The 22396-nt window shown below is 40.3% G+C and carries 17 protein-coding genes; 11 read left to right on the forward strand and 6 right to left on the reverse strand.

Annotated elements, in window-relative coordinates; genetic code table 11:
- Positions 1–29: 29 nt before the first annotated feature.
- From Q0852_RS01450 to Q0852_RS01460, 3 genes are all read right to left on the reverse strand, one after another.
- Positions 30–1118 carry an endonuclease/exonuclease/phosphatase family protein gene (locus Q0852_RS01450; RefSeq protein WP_299013162.1) on the reverse strand — a complete coding sequence of 363 codons (1089 nt, stop codon included), beginning with the start codon at positions 1116–1118 and terminating at the stop codon, positions 30–32.
- A gap of 172 nt (positions 1119–1290) precedes the next feature.
- On the reverse strand, positions 1291–2085 hold the full coding sequence (locus Q0852_RS01455; protein ID WP_299013164.1) for a family 16 glycosylhydrolase: 795 nt from the start codon (positions 2083–2085) through the stop codon (positions 1291–1293).
- 172 nt (positions 2086–2257) lie between these two features.
- Entirely contained in the window at positions 2258–3712 is a 1455-nt protein-coding gene (locus tag Q0852_RS01460) for a DUF3131 domain-containing protein (RefSeq protein WP_299013165.1), read from the reverse strand.
- Between the two features lie 555 nt (positions 3713–4267).
- Between Q0852_RS01460 and Q0852_RS01465 the strand changes: the two genes are divergently transcribed.
- Entirely contained in the window at positions 4268–5083 is an 816-nt protein-coding gene (locus tag Q0852_RS01465; RefSeq protein WP_299013166.1) for a hypothetical protein, read from the forward strand.
- Between the two features lie 84 nt (positions 5084–5167).
- Here the strand turns inward: Q0852_RS01465 and Q0852_RS01470 are convergent, their stop codons facing one another.
- Positions 5168–6157 (reverse strand): hypothetical protein, encoded by a 990-nt coding sequence (locus Q0852_RS01470; RefSeq protein WP_299013168.1) that lies wholly within the window; start codon positions 6155–6157, stop codon positions 5168–5170.
- 230 nt (positions 6158–6387) lie between these two features.
- On the opposite strand from Q0852_RS01470, the gene Q0852_RS01475 reads away from it, so the two are divergent.
- From Q0852_RS01475 to Q0852_RS01520, 10 genes are all read left to right on the forward strand, one after another.
- Positions 6388–7647 carry a fused response regulator/phosphatase gene (locus Q0852_RS01475; protein WP_299013169.1) on the forward strand — a complete coding sequence of 420 codons (1260 nt, stop codon included), beginning with the start codon at positions 6388–6390 and terminating at the stop codon, positions 7645–7647.
- On the forward strand, positions 7599–7931 hold the full coding sequence (locus Q0852_RS01480; RefSeq protein WP_299013170.1) for an STAS domain-containing protein: 333 nt from the start codon (positions 7599–7601) through the stop codon (positions 7929–7931). Before Q0852_RS01475 ends, Q0852_RS01480 begins: the two co-directional genes overlap by 49 nt.
- Before the next feature lie 17 nt (positions 7932–7948).
- The gene (locus Q0852_RS01485) at positions 7949–9115 is read left to right on the forward strand and encodes an NDP-sugar synthase (protein ID WP_299013172.1); all 1167 of its coding nucleotides are present in this window, start codon (positions 7949–7951) and stop codon (positions 9113–9115) included.
- Between the two features lie 61 nt (positions 9116–9176).
- On the forward strand, positions 9177–9632 hold the full coding sequence (locus Q0852_RS01490; RefSeq protein WP_299013173.1) for an ATP-binding protein: 456 nt from the start codon (positions 9177–9179) through the stop codon (positions 9630–9632).
- Between the two features lie 14 nt (positions 9633–9646).
- The gene (locus tag Q0852_RS01495) at positions 9647–11797 is read left to right on the forward strand and encodes a glycoside hydrolase family 2 protein (protein WP_299013175.1); all 2151 of its coding nucleotides are present in this window, start codon (positions 9647–9649) and stop codon (positions 11795–11797) included.
- Positions 11798–11939: 142 nt separating this feature from the next.
- The gene (locus Q0852_RS01500; RefSeq protein WP_299013176.1) at positions 11940–13802 is read left to right on the forward strand and encodes a glycosyltransferase; all 1863 of its coding nucleotides are present in this window, start codon (positions 11940–11942) and stop codon (positions 13800–13802) included.
- Positions 13792–15111 carry a DUF3131 domain-containing protein gene (locus Q0852_RS01505; RefSeq protein ID WP_299013177.1) on the forward strand — a complete coding sequence of 440 codons (1320 nt, stop codon included), beginning with the start codon at positions 13792–13794 and terminating at the stop codon, positions 15109–15111. Before Q0852_RS01500 ends, Q0852_RS01505 begins: the two co-directional genes overlap by 11 nt.
- A gap of 23 nt (positions 15112–15134) precedes the next feature.
- On the forward strand, positions 15135–16529 hold the full coding sequence (locus Q0852_RS01510) for a DUF3131 domain-containing protein (RefSeq protein ID WP_299013178.1): 1395 nt from the start codon (positions 15135–15137) through the stop codon (positions 16527–16529).
- Positions 16530–16557: 28 nt separating this feature from the next.
- Positions 16558–17940: a DUF3131 domain-containing protein gene (locus tag Q0852_RS01515; protein WP_299013181.1), complete on the forward strand. Its 1383-nt coding sequence runs from the start codon at positions 16558–16560 to the stop codon at positions 17938–17940.
- On the forward strand, positions 17937–19112 hold the full coding sequence (locus Q0852_RS01520) for a hypothetical protein (RefSeq protein WP_299013182.1): 1176 nt from the start codon (positions 17937–17939) through the stop codon (positions 19110–19112). The genes Q0852_RS01515 and Q0852_RS01520 overlap by 4 nt, the downstream gene beginning before the upstream one ends.
- Positions 19113–19165: 53 nt before the next feature.
- On the opposite strand, the gene Q0852_RS01525 is transcribed toward Q0852_RS01520, so the two are convergent.
- Both Q0852_RS01525 and Q0852_RS01530 read right to left on the reverse strand, forming a co-directional pair.
- Positions 19166–21589 (reverse strand): hypothetical protein, encoded by a 2424-nt coding sequence (locus Q0852_RS01525; RefSeq protein WP_299013184.1) that lies wholly within the window; start codon positions 21587–21589, stop codon positions 19166–19168.
- A 2-nt stretch (positions 21590–21591) separates the two neighbouring features.
- A complete protein-coding gene (locus Q0852_RS01530) occupies positions 21592–22323 on the reverse strand; it encodes a protein-L-isoaspartate(D-aspartate) O-methyltransferase (protein ID WP_299013185.1) in 732 nt (243 codons plus the stop codon).
- Positions 22324–22396: the final 73 nt, after the last annotated feature.

Consider the following 22396-nt stretch of genomic DNA (forward strand, 5'->3'; position numbering starts at 1 on the left):
CTGACGATGCTTTTTACAAAGAACAAAAGCTAACTGCGTAATTTCAGGCTAACCATAATAATGGCGTGATCGGTGCTCTGGCTATCTCGTTCATAGACGGGATTAAGCAGGTGTCGATCATAGGTGTGGTAGTCAACAACTTCCGCGAGGCTTTCTTGATATTCCGGGTCAAATTCGCTGGAGATTAAAATATAATCGATTACGGAGCCTTTACTGCCGTAGTAGTGGCTGTACGGTCGTCTAGGAAGTACATGGCTGTTATCGACAGTCCCAATTTCTGGCGAAGACGTTTGTTGGTTAATTTCGAAAAGTCGCGTTGATTGGAATAACGTCCAGCTATCTTTTAGAAGATAGGGAGCTAAAAGTTCGTTACTGTTTGCTTGGCTCTTGCCTCGAACTGTTTTTGTCAGTAAATGTTGTAATACGCCATTCTTCAGGTCGTCATTAAAATCACCCATTAACAATGCCGGATAACCGGTTTGTTCTCGTCGTTCAATGATGGCGGAAAGTAGTAAGGCTGCTTCGGAACCGCGTTGTACAGACGAAGCCCAGCTACCGGTTACCTCCGTAATGATAGCTTTTACGATATTGGCGTCGTTGCTATCTTCATTTTCAATGGTTGGTCGCTTTGATTTGAAATGCACAACGTAGCAATCGCACAAACCGAGATTGGGTAACTCTACAGAGGCTCGTAATGGCTTGCGGCTAAAGCAGAAGTTGTCGCTGAGACCCATTAAGGAGGACAATTCTGGATTGGCTGTTACCGGAGCGACTGATTGTATTGGGTAGCGGGATGCTATTGCGACAACAGGGCTTTGATAGATGTAATCGCTGATCAATGTCGCTTCGTCAATAACGGCAAAATAAGGGTAGCCTTGTTTCTTGACGAGTTCCCGTAAGGACTCCGGGCTAAACACTTCCTGAAACCCGACAACATCGGGTTGGTATTCAGAGAGGTAGTCACAAATCCAACGCTGCTTTTTCTGCCATTGTTCCGAATCATAGATGTTGTCAAAATCATAGAACGCAAAAGGCGGTTCAAGGTAATTGAATAGATTGAAGGTCGCTATTTTTATGATGTCCGGTTTACTGGCGGTTAAGACATTATCTTGAGGCAAATTGTGATTTCTCGGGTTAGTTGAAATAGAGATTATAAGAATATAGATGTGAATCAGTATATCAGTTTCGTTGCTTGATAATAGTTAGTGTTAAGCAGGAAATAAATGAATTGGTAGCAGCTTTAGGCTGCTACCAGATACGTTGCTAAATCGAATTGTTATGGAAAATCAATCAGTGAGTTATTTTGCAGTTTTTTCCTTCTTGAATGCGAATATTTTTATAGCGGGCAATAAGTTCACTTTCGGTGCTGGTATCAAACTCTCCAGCCCAGTTAGCAATCGCTGTATCGGTTGGCCAGACGTTAGCCATAACCCTTAATTTGCTGTCTTGAGATGAAGGAATAGGATCACTTTGCGTATTGTTTACTTGATGGACGATTTCTCCGTCGATAAACCATTGGATGTATTTTTTTGTCCATTTTATGCCATATCGGTGGAAGTCAGTTGACGCATCAAAATTAAGGTAAATGAGTTTTTCATGGCTTTGAATATAGCTATTATCATTAGTCCAGAAATTTAGTTGAAGAATGTTCGTATTGTTACCAAGAAACTCAATATCGATTTCATTATGCTTGCCATTACCTCCATCAGGGGTATCAAAAGGACCTGCAAACAAGAAAAATGAACTTATAACGCCAGGTTTAGCTATCGGTTTCATTTCAACTTCAAAGCAACCATAGCTATAGAAGTCATGACTACGTAGCTCACCAGAGCTGAAGGCATAGTTACTATACTCGGCGGGCTCTTTAAACAAGACAATTTGCATTCCGTTTGTGTTGTTGCGAATTGAAGTTGCTTCCCAACGGTTATTAAAAGGAAAGCCATTGCTCCAGCCATCGGATTTCCACCATGTTTTGTGATCAAAGCTAGTAAGAGGGTCAAGAATTTTTTCTGAGGCAATTACGCCCCATGAACCTACAATAGCGATTGATAGCAGAGACAGTTTTAAAGTGGGTAATGAAGACATATAAATTCCATTTATGAGTCATGTAAACAAATAAATGTTAGCAGCCAAGGTTGCAACAAATGTCTGAATTTGTCTTAAATTTAAGAAAAACAACTTAAAGGTGATAAAACAAAGGGATTGATTTACTAATGACTTGATTGTTAGTCATTTATTGATATTTTTTTGTCTATTTTTATGAGTTTGAATCATGTTCATTAACTACATCGATTATGGAGCGATAATTTCGGGTTTTAAACCAAAGAGAAACTAAAACAAGTGAATTCGTATTAATGTTAAAAGCTTGGTTCGGAGCATTGTTATCGTAGGTGCCCGTTGGGACAGAGCGTAAGCCAAGGCTATTATTAATAACTTGTTTTTTGATCATTGAGCTGAATTCATCATCGAATAATACACTAAGACTTATCGCTATTTTATTACTAAACACCTGAGGGTTTTCTATAGGTTTTCCTCCTGCAGATGTGCTGAGCCAAGGAGTGCCGTAAAAGTATATATTGTTGTATGAAAACCATGGCGAGTGGCTCATTGCATCTTCGGCAAACACCCATGATTTCCCTGTACGCTTATAGTACTCATGATGAAGCTGATAGAGTTCATCAAGTTGATTCCACCAGCTATCACGCATGTGAAGTTCTATTGCACTAAGAGCATGAGGGTCTGTTGTGAAAAAAGGTAGATTTCGAGTATCAATAAGAAGAGGAACATTACTGACGTTTATCTGTTTGATATTGTTTTTACTGAATGCTTCGGAAACATTATAGCCGTAGAGCTTAAAACCCGTGGCGGCATATTGTAGATAACCAAGCCGACCTTCTTGCCTATACACTCTTCCTGTTCGTGTTTTGAGCTCACCATATAATGTCTTGTTATGGATAGCTGCGCTTAAATCCCATTTGGTTATGATTTGATTTATTTGTTCGGAAAATTGAGGCTTCATTTTTGAGGTGACATGTAACCATATTAAAAGGCGTCCAATGTCTAATGCCGACCAGCCATTTCCATTGGATTTACTCTTACTAAATCGACCAGATGGGAGAGCCGTTTGTGTATTGTATTCACGGTTTGGCAGCTTACCATTATAAAGAGGGAAGTTTGCCAAGGTGGAGAGTGTTTTTTCTATTTTAAATGATGCTTCATTTGAAGGCATCAGTTTCAATGCATCTAACGCTAATAATGCGGCTAGGCTGCTTGCGATATCCCACATTGTGCTATGTGGATACCCTTGCACGGAATCAATTAGCCCTGTATCAGAATTCCAATTTCTTTCAATATAATATCTCGCTTTGTTAGCCAGAATCAGCTCTTGTCTAGTGAGAGGGATAGTCACAGGTTTTGCTAGTGATAAGCCTTTGGTTTCAAATGTATTTTCTGTTGTTGATTTGGACTCTTGGCTTTCAGCACTTGTGGGTATATCGTTTTCTATTGTTATTGGAGGTGCTACCGCTCGTCTTTGGAATCGAATTTCAGGTGTTTTTTGTTCAGGTTTGTGTTGGGTAACAGAGCGGTTTCCATAAAAGCTTGGCGGTTCTTCGTCTGATGTTTCAGATGCTATTGAGTAATAGCTGGAACTACTGATTATGAGCATAGCCATATAAGTGATTGAAAGTTGTCGGCAAAACCATGGCTTCATTTTCATACTTACTGATAAAGCGAACTTAACAACATGATAAGTCAAAAAAATATTAATCGCAGTCAGACTTCGTGAGGTGTTACATAACACGTGGACTTAATCTATGAAGATGTGAGTAGCTTCAAAGTTTGTATCATAAGTTGCTTCGAGTCTGGCTGTGCTAACGATAAAAAGCCTGACAGGGAAATTGAACTGCATATAATCCATATGCAATCGGTATAACTTGTCATGAGTTGGTAAGTATGGGCTTTATCTAAGCCTGGAATCATGTAAAAGAGAAGAATTTCTGGAGTAAGCTATGTTTTTTTGGTTACTTTTTTATTTGTTTTTCTTTTTAGTTTCAGTATGCCTCGGTTATAAAAAAGGCCATTTATTAGCTGGGATATTATTAGGCTACGTATTAGGTCCAGTAGGGGCGATACTCATGTACTTAAGTAAAGATAAAAGACATGTTGAGTGCCCAAACTGCCAGCAAATGATTCTAAGGGATTCGTATATTTGTCCTAAGTGTAAATGTAAAGTAAGAGTTTCAGCTGTTTAGTAAGGGGTAATTAAATGGATAGGGATGTTGCTATAAACTTGAGTGACAAAAGTATGGTTTCTCTACCTGTAGGCAGGGTGTGGGTCTTTATTATTATGGTTGTTACCGTTCTTATTGCTCAAATAACTTATTCTGCATGGACCAATAAGGTAAATGAAAAACTAATAAATGAAAAGGTGTCAATTATTAATTCTCAGAGTTCTAGAATTGATACTTTGGAGTCTGAATTATTGACCTTGTCTGAACAATTAGGTTATTTGAAACAAGAGTTAAATTCGAATAGTGCTATTGTTGTTGATAAAAATAGTCAGGTTGCTATTTTAGAATCGAAGCTTAAACAAGCGAAACGTTATAACAATAAGTATAAAAAACAGCTGATTGCATTTAGGGAAAACTATCAATTACAACTCGATAATGAGTTGGCTTCTGAGAGGTTGAAACTCTCAGAAGCACAAAGTGAGTTGGACAATGAGCTAAGAGATGTGCGTTCACAGAAAGTTGAAATCAGTTCTAAAATAAACGATATAGGTGAATGGGAAAGGAAAAAGCACGAGTTTGATAAATTGTATACGAATTCAGCTATGCAAGCACAAAATGAAGAGCGGGTGAGTAAGCTTATGGACCAGTTTAATCGACTTCGTATTGATTTGGATGTGGTCAATGAGTGCGATAAAGACTATTTGTATCGTTATAACGAGGCGAAAAGTATCTTAAATCATATCCGGACATTTATTCAGAAGTATGAAATGAATCAGGACTATTATTTTTTTGTAATATCAAATGATAGTTTAATTAGTTCGCATAATAGAAAGTTGTGTTTAAGAAACTGAAATCAATTATAAACATAAAAATGACACCTAATATCTTCCTGGATTCATCAGCGAGTGTAGGATATACAATGGCAGTTCCAAGAGTCAGAATGAAAATGAGTAAGCGATGGTAATTGAACCATCTTTAAAGCGTCCAGTACCTGCACTGCGTTTGGAATGATTCCATCGGTTCCCCGAGTAGTTGTTGTACTGAATAGTTATTGTGCCAGGTCGCCAGTCAAAGTAGCCGAAGCCATAGGTAAAGTCCGGGTTCCAGGGCTGCTTTTGGTTGTCGTCAAAATAATAGAATGCAGTGGCGTTGACATACCAGTTACCAATAATTGAATACTTACAGCCAAGGCTCATTGTTCTGTGGCCATTTTTATAGCTTGTTGAGGCTAAATCGAAGTATTCAGGAGTGTAGTTAAAATCGATTTGGCAACCAATAGCCCCATTATCAGTGAAAGTTAGCCAATCATCAAAAGGGGCTGTTACCGGAAACTTCCATCCTATTGACCATGTTCCTTGGTCAAAGTTGGTGACAGGTTGATCTTCTGTTGATGAAAAACGGTTTCCACCATAGTTTGCATACATAAGGCTAAAAGTATAAGGCCGCCAATCATTGTATCCGAAAACATAGGTGAAATCCGGGTTCCAAGGTTGTTGTTGATCTTTGTCGAAATAGTAATAGAAAGTGCTGGCAATAAACCAGTTACCAAGAAGCGTATATTTAAGCGATAGCGTTGCCGCTGTGTTGTTGTTTGTGGGGCCATTGGTTGCATTTGCAGGAATGTTAGCTGCCGGTGTTTCAAGAAGAGGGTAGCCAATTGCCGCATTTCCACTCAGGCCGCTAAACAGGGTTTTATCGTTTTGCACCCATTCTTTAAAAGGGAGGGCAAATGAGCTTGAAACGCCTTTCCAGATTAATTCAGATTCAGTGTTCTCTTTTACATCATCGTCTTGGGGAGATGTTGTGATGTTTGGCGATTTAGGAAGGGGGGCATACTGTTTAGACTTTAATAAATACTCATTAGCATATCCGGGGAACGGGAATGCTAAACAGCAAGCTATTAATAGAGTTATAAAATATACCATGGTGTCCTACTAGTTAGTTAACTACTGAATCACTAGGAGAAGCACAAAAAAATTTGTGATTTATCTTGTATTTCACAGTCCTACAGCAAATCATTTGTATGATTATTTCTACTTTCATGTTGGCTTTACTAGACTCTATGTTGTAAATGTTGAGTATTTAAATTGACAAAAAAAAACGCATTATGCAACATGTTGTTTAGTGGCTGTTATATCTAGCAGGAATTAAGTAAATGGGCGAGATCCTTTTGGTTGATGATAACCGGGCAACGCGGATGTTTATGGCAACAGTGCTTTCCAAGCGAGGTTACACTGTAACAACCGCAAGCGATGGCGCTCAGGCACTTAAGGTTCTTGATGAATGTAAAAATATTCAGTTTGTTCTGAGTGATTGGATGATGCCAGGTATGGATGGCATTGAATTGTGTGATCGACTGAAGTCAGGAGATTATTCTCGTTATATTTTCTTTGTTCTGTTATCTGGTAAAGATGATCATGAATCAATTGTCAGGGGAATTAATGCCGGAGCTGATGATTTTGTTGTAAAAGACACAAAAGTAGAAGAAATCATTGCTCGCATTCAGGCCGGTTTTCGTACTTTGGCCCTTCATAATGAAGTGTTGCATCAGAAGTTAGAATTAGATCAGGCATACGCGACAATAAAGAAAGATTTAGACTCGGCTGCGGATTTAATACGAAAGTTATTACCTTCGAAAAAGAAGTTGAATGGCGTTGAGTTAAGCTATGTCTCTGTACCAAGTGCTCAGATTGGTGGAGATATGCTTGGATATATTCAGCTTGATGATAATAATGTTGCCTTTTATTTACTAGACGTTGCTGGTCATGGTGTATCATCGGCATTAATGTCGTTTTCTGTTCAGCAAAGTTTAAGTGCTCATTCAGAGAAAGGTTCGATAGTAAAATTTCCCATCCCCAAATATCCGTATTATAGAATAACGCCTCCCCATGAAGTATTGAATCAATTAAACAAAATATACCAGAGTGATGATGATAATCTACTCTATTTTACTATGGTATATGCAGTTTTGAATGTTAAAACAGGATTGCTCTCATATTCAGTCGCTGGTCATCCCCCTCCTGTTTGGTTGCATAGTAAAGGTGGAAATGCTGAGTTTGTTGGCCAGGATGGTTTCGTGATAGGCGCATTTGATTTTGTTGATTATACAACATCAACAATTCAATTAGAGCCTGGCGATAAATTTTGGGTTTATTCAGATGGCCTTACAGAAGCTGAAAATGGAGAGCAACAATATACAGAAAAAAGGCTAATAAAAACGATTAAAGAATTATATAAACATCCAACAAGTATGCTTACTGAACGATTGTTCGATAGGGTGAAAAATTGGCAGCAATCAGATCAGTTTCAGGATGATGTAAGTATTCTTGTCATGGAGTGGACTGGCTTTTTAAAAGGAGAGAAATTATGCGATTCGAGATTATCCACCGTGGTCAATGCACGATTCTTCAAATAAAAGAGGCACGATTTGACGCAAAACTAGCACCAGTGTTTCGAGGGGAAGTCGAAAAATTATTAGATACAGTTGGTACGAGTTTAGTTTTGGAGTTGTCTGATGTTCGTTTCATGGATAGTAGTGGTTTAGGTGCAATCATGGGGGTTTATAAAATGCTTAAAGGCAAAAAAATTAGTGTGGTTAATCCGCAGCGTGCAGTTATAGAGTTATTAAAACTAACGCGCATGGAGAAATTAATTAATTGTTATGATTCGATTGAAGATGCCGTAGCAACAGTGGCCTAAATTATAAGGAGCTGAATATGAAAGGAATGATACTGGCCGCAGGCAAAGGAACTCGTGTTAAGCCGATCACTTATACGATACCTAAGCCCATGATTCCTATTTTGGGTAAGCCTGTTATGGAATCAATGATTCAGCTTTTTGCCGCACATGGCATTGATAAAATTGTTGTCAATACAAGCCATCTTGCTGAAGTGATAGAAAATTATTTTGGTGATGGCCATCATTTCAATGTTCAGCTTTCATATTCATACGAAGGTGAAATTCGGGATGGAGAATTTGTTAGCAAGGCACTGGGTTCTGCTGGTGGGATGCGGAAAATTCAGGATTTCTCTGGTTTTTTTGATGAAACATTTGTTGTTGTATGTGGTGATGCCTGGATTGATCTTGATCTGACGGAAGCGATGAGACGGCATAAGGAAAGAGGCGGCATTGCAACTATTATTACTCGTGATGTTGATATTAGTGAAGTGAGTAAGTATGGGGTAGTGGTAACGAATGAGCATAGTCAGGTTACAAGTTTTCAGGAAAAGCCAAGTATAAATGAAGCCTTATCAACCCAAATAAATACGGGGATTTATATTTTTGAGCCTGCCATTTTTGAGTTTATTCCTAGAGGCGAGGAATTCGACATTGGTAGTCAATTATTTCCTCTGTTAGTTGAAAGGAAAGTCCCGTTTTATGCGACTAATATGAGTTTTCAATGGTTAGATGTCGGTAATATCAGCGATATATGGGCGGTGACAAAAGAAATTTTGTATGGAAAAGTACCTGGATACCCGATTCCTGGCACTCAAATGAAACCTGGTGTTTGGGTTGGAATCAATACTGTTTTAAATCTTGATGAATGTAAGTTGAAACCTCCTGTGATTATAAGCAGCGGTTGTGAAGTTCAGAGTGGCTCGACTATTGAAGGGCCTGCTGTTATTGGAGCTAACTGTAAAATTGAAACTGGCTCTGTAATTGTAGAGAGCCTGATAAGCGATTATGTTCAAGTTTGTCATGATGCTTATGTCGATAACAAAATTGTCTTTGGTGATTATTTCATTAGTCATGATGGATATGCTCAATCTTTAACAGAGATGGATGCTGTACATGTATTAAAAGATAGAAGGCATGTTCAACCATTAGCTGGGTTTAATGGTGGTAATCATTTATACCTGACTAAATCTGATGGAGCGGAATGATTTATTTAATAATGAATAATGAATAATGAATAATGAATAATGAGTAAGAAAGGGCTGCATAATGGAGATGTTATTGCATCGTTTTAATAAGCAGTATGAAAGTTCATCTGATATTTCGAGATATATAGCAGATGACATAAGGCAATTTGTTTCGCAACTTGATGTTATTGATGGTGTTGTGGAACAGGTAGAGCTTTGTCTTGTTGAAATTGTCAATAATGCTTATGAACATGCCTATCATTATGTTGATGGTTGTACGATTGAAATATCGTGTTTAATAAATTCAGATGGTGACTTGTTAGTAGCCGTGTCTGATTATGGTAGTTCTATCGCCGAGGATGAGTTTAAACAGTATATAAATTCAGAATTTATAGAGCCAAATCCAGAAGACCCGAGCACTTGGGTAACGTCGGGGAGAGGGCTTATTATTGTTATCGAGCTCATGGACAAACTTGATTTTATCAAAGAAGGCAGTAAAAACACTTTTGTTCTCCATAAAAAAATATCCAGTCGATAGTGTTAAGGAGCATTATGAGAATAATACTTTTAATGTGTGTTTTATTCTCATTATCATCTTGTGCTTATCAAAAGCCGAAAGAGCAGTGGCAAACAAGTAAGCGCTCTTTAGGAGGAACGTGGCAACTTGAGATAATTGATGAAGAACAAGGAAGTTCCGCTTTCCATGATGTTGTGGTTCCAGGTAATTGGACTTCATCTGGTGTTGAACATGCTGGTTCCGGATATTATCAGAAAAAAATTCAAGTAAGTGAAATGTTGCCTAAATCTCGTTACTGGCTTCATTTTGATGCAATAGATTATGAATCAGCCGTTGTATTAAATGGTAAATACCTGGCTAAACATAAAGGATACTTTTCACCACAAGTTGTTGAAGCGACAGGAGCGCTTAAGCGTGGTGGTAATTTGCTAAATGTTTGGGTACATAGCCCAAATGAGAAGCAAAAGCGTGATTGGTCGTTACACAAAACCACAATTAAAGGTGTTATGAGCCATCATGATACTCGTCCAGGAGGGGCTTGGTCAGATAGAGGGCAAGATAAAAATTCTGGCGGTATTTGGGGGGCGGTTTCGTTACGCGAAACAGGACCTGTTGCAATAAAGGCCGTTAAAATAATGCCTATTGTACGGGATGTAGATAAGCAATTAACTTCAGGCACAGTATCAATTGAAATTGATAGTCAGTACCAAGGTGAACTTCAGTTGAGAATTAGCCTTGAGAAGACGGGCAGTGAATTAATGCCTGAAACCTATCAATTGCTAACTGATGTGAAAAGAGGTGAGCAAAAGGTTTCTTGGGATCTCCCGATAAAAGAAAGGCAATTATGGTGGCCTTGGGATTGGGGAGAGCCGAGTTTATATCGATTCGAAGTTGCTGCTTGGGTTGGTGATAGGGTGTCTGACATAAATGAAGCTAGTGTTGGTTTCCGCAAAATTAAGTTAGACGAAGCGGAAGGGAAATTTTATGTAAACGAGATTCCATACTTCATCCGTGGAACTAATTATATCGCGAGTCAATGGTTGGGAGAGATTGCTGAAAAGGACTACCTAGCTGATTTGTTGTTAATGAAAGAAGCCAATATTAACAGCATTCGGGTTCATGCCCATGTGGCTGGTAAGGACTTTTATCATTTAGCTGATCAGCAAGGGTTAATTGTTTGGCAGGACTTTCCATTGCAGTGGGGATATACGGATAATCCTGATTTTGTTGTTGAGGCGGTTACACAAACTCAAGATATGACAAATATGCTATTCAATCATCCTTCAATTGCTTTTTGGTGTGCTCATAATGAACCACCATGGGATGCTGATTGGATGAAATACAAATATAGTAGTTATTCGCCTGAACAAAACAAGGTTCTGACCGAGTCTGTTTACCAGCAGTTACTAAAGGCTGATGATGGAAGAGTTGTAAGAAAAGCATCATACACCTATGAGCACCCTTGGCTCGGTTGGTACTCAGGAACTTATCGAGATTATAAAGATTTTAAAGCTCCGGTTATTGTTAGTGAGTTTGGTGCCCAAGGGCTACCGGAGCTTGATTTGATAGATAAAATTTTAGGCACCCCGTCAGAGTGGCCTTTATCTGAAGAAGTTATTACAAAGCTGAAATATCATAATTATCAGCCTCATGAAACCGTTAGTATTGCTGGCGTTCCGCAAGGTGACTCCTTGTCACAGTTTGTGATTAATTCTCAGGAGTATCAGCGAGTAGTAACAAAATATGCGGCGGAACATCTAAGATTGAAAAAAGAAAAAGGCGTGGCCGCAGTTTATCAATTTATGTTTGTAGATAGCTGGCCAGCAATTACGTGGTCTGTTTTAGATGTTAACCGAAGTCCGAAGCTTGGATACTTTGCGATTAAAGAAGCATATCAGCCTGTGGTTGCTATAGCAGAGCTTGATAGTAATGAAAATGTTTCCAAGCTATCGATAAGTGTTATTAATGATAGCCTGCTAGATTATTTTGATTCAGTGGTTGAAATAAAAAACAAATATGATGGTAAATCATGGCGTATTGACGAGATTGATATAATCAACAATACAATAAGTAATGTTGTGTTAAATCGTGAAATGATAGGTTTGTCACATTATTTTCTTATTAGAGTTATCGATTCTAAAGGAAATGTGATCAGTGAAAATAATTATCAAGCATCAGATATGTAAACAATTAATCAGTCCTCTTTACTAAGGGAACTGTTTTATTAATGAATAAAGAATATGGATGCCGAACTTGATATGGTGGGTGTGAAATTATCATAGTTGATGTCTCTCTATTCAAACTGTTTGAGTTTTCGGAGTAAAGCTAATGGATTCTTATTTTAAGGAATTTGAACATCGTAAACCACCTGAACCAGTTCCTTACAGTCTGTCTAGAGAGTTATTGTATCAGTATCTAGCAACTTGTAATTTAACCTTTGGTATATGGTATTTATGGTGGCGTTGGACATATGCTCTGAACTATGAGGCTATGTGGTTTTCTTTTCCATTGGTGTTTGCAGAGTCTTGTGCGTTTATTGGTTCGGCTTTGTTCACATTTAATTTATGGAAAACCAAAGATGAACCTCGTAAAGCGCCACCTTTTACTATTAATGAGTGTGTGGCAGCAGGTGATCCTGAAAGCAGTAGTACACGGCCAATAAGTGTTGATGTTTTCTTTCCAAGTTATGATGAAGAACCTGATTTGGTTCGATTAAGTATTCTTGATGCACAAAAAATTCGCTATCCCCACGATATAGAGATAAGAATTTTTATTCTGGATGATGGTCGCCGTCCAGAAATGAAAGCATTGGCTTCTGAAATGGACGTTGAATATATTACTCGAGCGAACAATATTGGTTTTAAAGCCGGAAATTTAAGAAATGCCTTAGAACAAACATATGGTGATTTCATCGTAATATGTGACGCTGACACTCGTCCATTTCCTACCATTCTTGAGCATACGCTTGGTTATTTTCGTGATCCTGATGTAGCTTGGGTACAAACACCTCAGTGGTTTTTCGACTTACCGGAAGGAGAGCGTTTACCAAACTGGTTAGAGAGAAAGGTTGGTCGAATTGGTTCAATTGTAGGGTACGGTATTGAGCGGCTTTATGGCCCTGTTACTATCGGGCATGACCCTTTTGTAAGTGATCCACAGATGTTTTACGACGTTATTCAGCGTCGTCGGAATTGGGTGAACGCTTCATTTTGTTGTGGTGCGGGTTCTGTACATCGTCGTGAGGCTGTGATGGAGGCAGCTTTACGTAGTTATGGAGAGCAGATTAGCAAAGAACACACTCAAATAGAGAAGCAGATAAAAAAAATCACGAAAGAGAAAGTTGTTGATAAAGAGCTATCAGATAATATTCGCCAGGAAATTATTATCGACACGGAATTTACACCGTATAAGTTTCATGTCTCTGAGGATATTTACACATCAATAGTTCTTCATTCAGATACAGAACGTAACTGGCGATCTATTATGCATCCACAGGTTGAGAGCAAAATGCTTTCACCTCAGGACTTACAAGCATGGACAGTCCAGAGGTTTAAGTACTCTGGTGGATCAATTGATATCTTCATGAATGACAATCCGCTGTTTCGAAAAGGGATGGGCCTGAAACAGAAACTGATGTACGGAGCAAGTTTTTGGTCTAATTTATCAGCAATCTGGAATGTTATTTTTCTTGCTTGTCCAATCGTTTACTTTCTTACAAGTATCGCGCCAGTAAGCGCTTATGATACAACCTTTTACTTGCACTTTTTGCCTTTTATTCTTACTGCTGAGTTAGCCATGATGGTCGGAACATGGGGAGTTGCTGGTTATAAAGGAAAAACAAACTACTTGTCGTTTTTCCCTGTGAATTTACGTGCATTATGGACAGTACTACGAGGAAGGAAAATAAGCTTTCCTTCAACACCGAAAGAGCGTCAAAGCGGTACTTTTGGACAGTTGGTTATACCGCAAATATTAGTCTTTAGCTTAAGCTTGCTTAGTATGTGTTTCGCTTGGTTCTGTTATCTAACAGAAAGCTACGGTAATTATTCGTTTGGAGGTCTTGTACTGAATAGCTTCTGGATTATCAACAATATGATGGCCATGTGGGGAATGATATATGCGGCATATTGGACTCCTCCTTCAGAACATAGCCAAGAGCAAGAATCAGAGGAATTAGAATATGGAATTTAAAAAAGCATTGATAAATGCTCGTCATCATATTGTGTTTATTGTCGGCTTGTTAACTGCTCTTATAATCGCGTTCAGTATCGAGACTAGAGAATCCGCTCAAACGTTGGGGAATATAACCTTTGAAGCCTCTGAAGCTATTCCTTTGCGTGAAAGTAGGGTATTAACAGAAGAAGAGTTTGTTTGGGCTAGTACGGCATGGAAATATTTTGAAAATAATTACCAAGAAAATACCGGTTTAGTCAATTCAGTTGATGGTTACCCATCAACGACGATGTGGGACACGGCTTCATACCTGATGGGGCTGTTGGCAGCTGAAAAGTTGAATGTTATTAGCAAACCAGATTTTACGTTACGTACTGAAAAAGTACTTCGAACTTTGGCTCGTTTACCTCTTATCGACGGTCAGTTACCTAATAAAGCATATAATACGAAAACATTGCAAATGGTAGATTATGCCAATAAACCGGTTGAAAATGGAATTGGATGGTCGGCAATTGATATTGGACGGATCCTTGTTCCACTTAATATTATGGTTTGGCAATATCCTGAATTTAATAGACTTGTTAATAACGTGCTTGGTCATTGGGATATCGGCGAAATGATAACTGATGGTTACTTATATGGTTCTCGTCCGGATAGTCGTGGCAGTGGCATGGAACTTGTTCAAGAAGGGCGAATTGGCTATGAAGAATATGCGTCGAAGGCGCTATCTTTAATGGGGCGTGATGTTTTTAATGCCATGAAGTACATAGATTATTTAGAGTTTAGAAATATTGATGGAGTTGATATCCCGACAGACTTGCGAGACCCGGCTAAATACCACGCTCATAACTATGTTGTGAGTGAGTCTTATATTCTTGATAGCCTGGAGTTCGGTGCAGACAGTGTTTCAAAGATTTTTGCACATCGTGTTTATAAAGCTCAGGAAAATCGTTATAAGCGTACCGGAGTGCTCACCGCTGTGAGTGAAGATAATGTTGATCAAGCACCGTACTTTGTTTACAACACAGTCTTTTCCGATGGTAAAGAGTGGAATGCAATAACAGATAAAGGGGAAGATGCTTCAGATTTGAAAACACTTTCTACTAAAGCAGCATTTGGATGGTTTGCATTATATGACACAGGTTACGCATCGTTATTGGTTGATGATGCTAAGGAGCTGTTTTCGGAAGAAAAAGGTTGGTACTCAGGTCGCTATGAAAGTGATGGGCGAATAAATAAAGCAATCACTGCCAATACAAACGGCATTGTACTTGAGTCACTCGCTTATATAGAAAATGGTCCACTGCTAAGTGTAGGAATTAATTAAAACGCAATAATAGGGAGTGTTGTATGCGTTATCTTATGGTCTGCCTTATAGCGGTAATGGCAGCTGGCTGCGGTAATAAATACAGTTCTTTTTCTGATGATGTTGTCGAACGTAAAAGTCATTGGTCTGTACCTAAGCCTCGGCAAGGACAGTTGACAGAAAAAGAAATGGATATGGCTAGAATTGCCTGGAAGTATTTTGAGAATAACTATCAAGAATCGACAGGCTTGGTGAATGCCGTTAATAATTATCCATCGGTGACTTGGTGGGATGCTGCCTCATATATGGCAGGCATGGTTAGCGCTTATGAGCTAGAGATTATTGATAAAGAGGAGTTTGATCGTAGGTTGATTCGTATACTTACGACTCTCAATACCCTGGATCTATTTAAAGGCGAGTTACCAAACAAAGCGTATAACACGCAAACCGCAGCAAAAGTAGATTACGGTAACCAGCCAGGGGAGATCGGTTATTCAGCTTTGGACTTGGGACGTTTGCTGATTTGGTTACATATTATTAAGCATCGTTATCCTGAATATGCCACAAGTATTGATTCCGCAGTGTTGCGTTGGAATTTCTGTAATGTTGTTGATGAAAACGGAACAATGTTCGGTGCCTTGTTGGAGAAAGGTAAACCTGTTCAATATCTTCAGGAAGGGCGATTAGGTTATGAAGAATATGCTGCAAAAGGTTTTGAGTTATGGGGATTTGATACGACTCAGGCCTCAATGCCAGAGCCGTATAGTACGATAAACCTTTATGGATATGATGTGCCTTATGACACGCGTGACCCACGTAAGCTAAAAGCGCATAGTTACGTTGTAACGGAGAGTTACGTTCTGGATGGTGTTGAATTAGGCTGGGATCTTCCGGAAGATCGTACTCCTCATGATTATAAATATTCGAATGATTGGATAGCGGAGTTTGCGTTACAAATTTATCGTGTTCAAGAAGAGAGATACAAACAAACCGGGATTATTACAGCAAGAACAGAGCATCAGTTAGCCGGGCCTCCATATTTTGTTTACGATACGATTTACACTGATGGTTTTGCCTGGAATACCATTTCTGAAGTAGGTGAGTTTTTGCCTCAGTATTCTGCTGTTGCAGTGAAAGGGGCAATGGGGATGTGGGTGCTGTGGGATACGGAATATACAGATTTGCTGTTTGAGCACATTTCTCACCTTTATGATCGTAATAAGGGGTTCTATGAAGGGATGTTTGAAAATGGTACAGGTTTAATTAACACTTTCACATCGAATAATAATGGCATTACTCTCGAAATCCTTCTTTACAAACAGCAAGGGAAGTTACTCCAATATAAAGATAACCTACCTCCCAGCCTGTGGGAGAAAGCACTTGAGTCACCGTTCGGTTATGAAGGTCAATGTTTACCGCGTAAGAAGCCACAAAGCTAGATTGTTGTTCTCAATTTAAGGGATGTAGATGTTGAGAAAAACACTATTATTATGCTCGGTACTTTGCTTGTCTTCATGTGGGGTGATTTACCAAGGTGTGCAAAACGGAATTACTACTCTTAGCGAGTCGCAGATGATTCGACAGGGACGTTATGGAACCTTAACTGAGCAGGAACTGGCGTGGGCGAAAACAGCTTGGCAGTACTTTGAAAATAATACAGAGCTTAAAACTGGCCTAGTTAACTCAATAGACCGTTATCCCACAATGAGTCTTTCATCATTAGCTGATTATCTGGTTGCACTGATGGCAGCGCAAGAGTTCGAGTTTATTACGACAAAAGAGCACGATGAGCGACTGTCGCTTGCCATCAGCTTTTTGGCGAAGATGTCTCTGGGTCTAACAGGGGTTCCAAATAAAGTGTATGGAACAGCAACGGGTGAAATGGTTAATTATGCTAATCAACCAGAACAAATCGGCTGGTCATCAATAGATATCGGGCGGTTGCTTATTGTGTTAGCAATGACTAAACAGCGTAACCCTGAGTTTTCTGAATATATCGATAAAGCTGTTTTACGCTGGAACTTTTGTGAACTTGTGACTGAAGACGGAGAATTATTTGGGGCCACGATTAGCGGTCGGCAAGTTCAACGTTATAAAGAAGGTCGTTTAGGGCTTGAAGAATACACATCTTATGGTTATCTCGATTGGCAAATTGTGCCTGCAAAAGCGATGAGGTTGGATCCATATGAGGTGGTGACTATCAATGGTATTGATTTGTTATTTGATGGTCGTGACCCTCGTCATTACGATGTGCTTAGGCCTGTATATAGTACGCCATATCTACTTTTGGGGATGGAGTTTAATTGGGATGATATTGATGATACTCACTCAGCTGATTCAGATCACAGCAATCAGGTACTTGCTGCAATGGCGGATTCAGTTTATCGCCTGCAAGAATCTCGGTGGGATGTAGATCGAATTTATACGGCCCGTGGTGAGCATGTCGTTACGGGTGAACCTTACTTTGTTTACGACAGCCTGTATGCGCTTGGTACGCCATGGATTACGGTCGCAGATGACGGAAGCTCCCATGATGAGCTGGCTTTAGTTTCAACTCGTGTCGCTTTTCAGATGTGGGCTTTGTGGAAAACTGATTATACAGATAGATTGCTGACGCTAGTTAAAGAGCTCTATGATCCAGAACGAGGATGGTACGAAGGACGTTATGAATTAAGTAGTGCCTATGAAAAAAGTATAACGCTTCAAACGAATGCTGGGGTGATGGAAGCGTTGCTCTATAAAGCAAATGGTAAACTCTACCGTCCTCGTAATGTTAAGGAATATCGCGATGTACAGTTTCAGTCACGCTTTTATCACCCTGGTCGCTGCTTAGTGGAGACATTCCGATGAGCAAGAAAATACTACGATGTCGAGAGTTATTTCTTATTGGAATTCTTTTTTCGGGTTCGGCCTATCCTGCGGCTGTATATGTTGAATTGACACCGTACAGTAAAGCGACTTATTTAGTTAATATTGGTCGTAATACGCAGGCATCAGAGCGTTGGCATCAGCTGACAATTACGTTTTTAAGCTCGGAGTCCAAACTTGGACGCCAGAACATGTGGCAACATGCAGGGCTGTCAGAAGCTTTGGCTGCAATTGCAGCAGATAGAGAAAATAACGCTATTGCTTATCAATATTGGGCTGATAGCACTCGATATTTGATGACCGGAGGAACGAACTGGGAGCAAATGCGTAAGAAGTTACACTTGAGATATGAAAGGGCAAATAGGCAGTTATCGACACAACTTCATGTAACGGACTTGGCTGTGAGCTTTGATGATGAGTGGCAAAAAGAACTTTCAATTTTGCAGGTTTGGGATGAAAAATTAGCCATTTTTAGCTTTCAAAGTCCAAAGTTAGGCTTAAGAGATAACACGAATATTGAGCTAGATATAATGCCAACACCACACGGTCAACTAATGGATATATATGAACCCCGTAGTGGTGGCTCGAAGTTAAGTGGGCTTAATACAGAGTTTAAGCAGGAAATGCATCTGATCCCAGTCGAAACAAAGAGTGATGATAAGTCGATAGAGAACTCAATTAATACGAAGAAAATAGTTACTGAACAGAATCAGGAAAAGAAACAAGTCCAGAATGCTTTACATCCAAATAACAAATCAGAAAGTATTATATCTAGACACTTGATAATTGACATTAGCAATGAAAGTCTTGAGGTATTACCGAAATTATCGAAATCAATTAATATCACAAATGGAGCTGACACCTCAAAACAAGCTAGCTTTAACGATGAGCGTTTAAATAACGACAATCTTCAAGATGATAAGCAAAGTGTGATCATTACTCCAATCAATGAATTTCAGTATCTTGAAAAGCAAATGAACACTGTACAAAGTGGAGAAGATAGAAATAATTCCGATTATGAACCTGTATCTTCAGGAGATGAAGGGAAAATTACACCAGTTATAAGAGGTAAACTTGTTGGAGGGGAAGAGCAGGGGATAGAAGCTCGTCAACGTCGTACTTTTGTGCCGATTAAACCTCCTAAAGATGAGTAGCCTAAATTGGATTAGTCGGGATGTGATCTGTCAGTTATTTAACCACGATGTTACTAGATCTGGTTGCTTGCTCCAATTTGATTTGTCCCTGCACCTTTCGAGCAAAGTGCCGCTAATAAGTAAAATACTGTTGCGCAAAGCATAATGGATTGGATACCGAAATGCAGGGCAAGTCCAGCCGCGACAATGGAGGTGAGAACCGAGGCGCATCCGTTTATCGCCCAGGCATAGGCTCGCTGTAAAGGGGTTGTAAGGAGACTGCGCATTCCCAGTGCGAACGGCACTCCCATTAAAATCCCTGGCGGAAAGAGTATAAGCAGAGCGAATAAATAACGAAGAAGCTCGGGTAATCCTAGAAGGTAATCTAGTAGCTGATCTATAAAGATAATAATACCAAGGAGTGCTAGGAGGAGAGTCGTAAGAGAATAGATAACTGCATTCTTCCTCATTTTCTGAGACCACCACCCGCCGATCCCGGAAGAGAGCAGAATACCTGCCAGGACAAAAGTAAAGCTGAGCACCGGGCTGGAAAAGATCAGGATATAGGCCTTGATAAAATAAATCTCCACGAACATGAATCCTGCCCCTATGGAGAAGAAGTAAAACTTCTGCGTTAAAGGAACTTGCTCTTTTCTTCCTTTGGCTAGCAATTTAGGAAGCAATAATAGCAGGGCCGCGACAGTCAGTGCCTCGAAAAAAACCACAGCAATGACGATCTCACCGGACAGAAGCATCGAATAGGGTCTGCTTCCCAAGCTCCGGTACAAATCATCTAACCTGTCCCACTTGATAAAGCGGCCTGGGAATGGTCTGTAGTCATCCTGAGGTGCAGTATCCAGAAGGTAATCATCAAAAAATTGTTTATCCCTTTTTTCGCTGTAATGCTGGATCAGTTTTTCGATGGCAAGGTAATGATGGGGGAGTTCGAAAACATTGAAGCGATTGGCAAGAGAAGGCTGCATATCCCGGATGTAAACAATGTCGAAATTCAGCTTTTCAGCAAAACCCATTGGAATTTCTGTATTTTCGATAGGATTTTTGCTGATGATCAGCGTGAAAATCCCCCAGTTTCTTAATAGAACAAGGTGATGCTGTGGGTCTTTTAGGTCGCGCTCCTGTAGTACATGAAGTGCCGTGGAAAAAAGACGGATCGAGTCGGATGGAGGAAGAAGCAGCTTGCGTGAAATGATAATTATCCCTTTTTCAGAAAGGTGGTTCAGGTACTCTCCGAAGGCTTCTGTGGTAAAAAGATATTCCTGACTCAAAGCCGCTGAGCCAGGCAGGGATGTGCCCCACTTTTCAATATGGATGATGTCGTATTTTTTTTGCGATTGCCTGAGAAATATTCGAGGATTTTCGGACGTCGTGTGCAAATGATAATGTTCCCCTATGGCTTGAGATATGACGGGGCTTTCATGAATAACGGTCAGTTCCGGGATCTCAGCAGAAAGTGCCGCAGGTACGCTGGTCCCTCCCTCTCTTATGATCAGAAGTGCGCTTTGGGGGGAAGGTACAAGATCGTAGCCTACCGCCGGCAAGGTTAATTTCGCAAAGTCGAACGTCTTTAAATTGCCCTCAGCGCCATAGAGAACCAACTGCTCGTCTCCGTCCCGGAAAATGGATTTTTGCACAGGAAGGCTGCCGCTATATTTAAGACTGAGGCCCGGGGCATAACGGATATAAGGGCTGGTTACGGTTTCTATTTTGCCGGTTATGCTGCTCTTTGATTTTGTTACTGTTGAATGTGGAAACTGTTGAAGTTGGCTCAGTGATTTATACGGTGAAGGGGTGACAGCCAGCTGAGCGCTGCCCCATGGGGTGAAGAGCAACGTCGCAGTCAGCACCACAGAACAAACACTTAGTAGGGTGATCACAAGATTCCGGATAGGAAAACGGGAAGCGATGTTGTTTTCATTTTTTATGAAAGCGGCTGCATTTACATAACAAAGGGGGACGATTGCAACGGCCACGACGAGTTTTCCTTCCCCGATAAAAGGTAGTAATAAGGAGGGAAGAATGGTTCCCAGAGCAGAACCGGCCATAGTGGAAAAGTAGATGATTCCTGTGTTTTCCGGCTGCTCTACATAAGCTGTCAGCACAACCAATCCAGCGAAAAAAAACGGTATTGCGAGAAGCGTATAGCTGAGAAAAAGATAGAATGCCTGAATCGACTCCAGTGATAGCCTGAAGTAATCAATGGGAAGCGTGGTAAGAATGATAAAAGAAGTAAGCGTTGAGCAGCTGTAGAGAAGTACTAAAACCGTTGTTGCTTTCTCTGTAGTTAATCGTTTTATCCAGTCACTTTTCCTTGAATCAAGAATACTCAGTACGGTGCCGCTAGCAGCAAAGCCGAATAGCGCGATGCTGATCACCATAAAAGAGAGGTGATTCCATTGACTGATTGAGAAGATCCTGGCGAGAAGTATCTCAAAGGCAAGAGAAGAGAGGGATACCAGGAAAACAGCAAGGAGAGTCATTGTTATTCCCCGGAGGACTGTATTGCGTGTCCGGTCATGGGAACAAAGAGAACACCGGCGATTTGCCAAACCTTATAGTCATCCCCCTTTTTGGTGACGAGCACAAGATTTTGATAGCTGAAGGGGTTTCCCAGAGGAAGAACCAGCAGCCCTCCATCTTTGAGCTGCGCCAAAAGGGGCGGGGGGATATGGTCAACAGCGGCTGTGAGCATTATTGCATCATAGGGCGCTCCCTTATTCCAGCCGAAGTAGCCGTCACCACATTGTACCTCAACATTGGTATAGCCAAGAGAGTTCAGAAGCCTGCTGGCCTTAGTGCAGAGCTTTTCCTTGATCTCGATGCTAATCACCTCTTTTGCTACTTGGGAAAGCACCGCTGCCTGGTATCCAGAGCCGGTTCCTATCTCAAGTACTCTTTCACTGCCAGTGAGTTCAAGTACTTCCGTCATCAGGGCAACAATATAGGGCTGTGATATGGTCTGTCCTTCGCCTATCGGCAGGGGGGAATCTGTATATGCTTTGAAAGCCAGTATCTTCGGGACAAAAAGGTGTCGAGGGAGCTTTTTCATAGCCATCAGCACTCGCTTGTCTACAATGCCACGCTTACTTAGCTGGCTTTGGACCATATTCTCTCGGGCGTGGGCATATTTTTCAGAATCACTCACGGCTAATGCTGCAAGAGGCTGGCTCCCGAAGATGATAAAGGTAATAAACAGAAACAATAGTCTACCCATAGCGTATTCCCTACAGGGTTTTGATATAACTAAATCACTATTGAGTATAGAAAGGTTCGCTAGTTAGGCTTGT

The sequence above is a fragment of the uncultured Photobacterium sp. genome, from assembly GCF_947502415.1.
Classification (GTDB): Bacteria; Pseudomonadota; Gammaproteobacteria; order Enterobacterales; family Vibrionaceae; genus Photobacterium.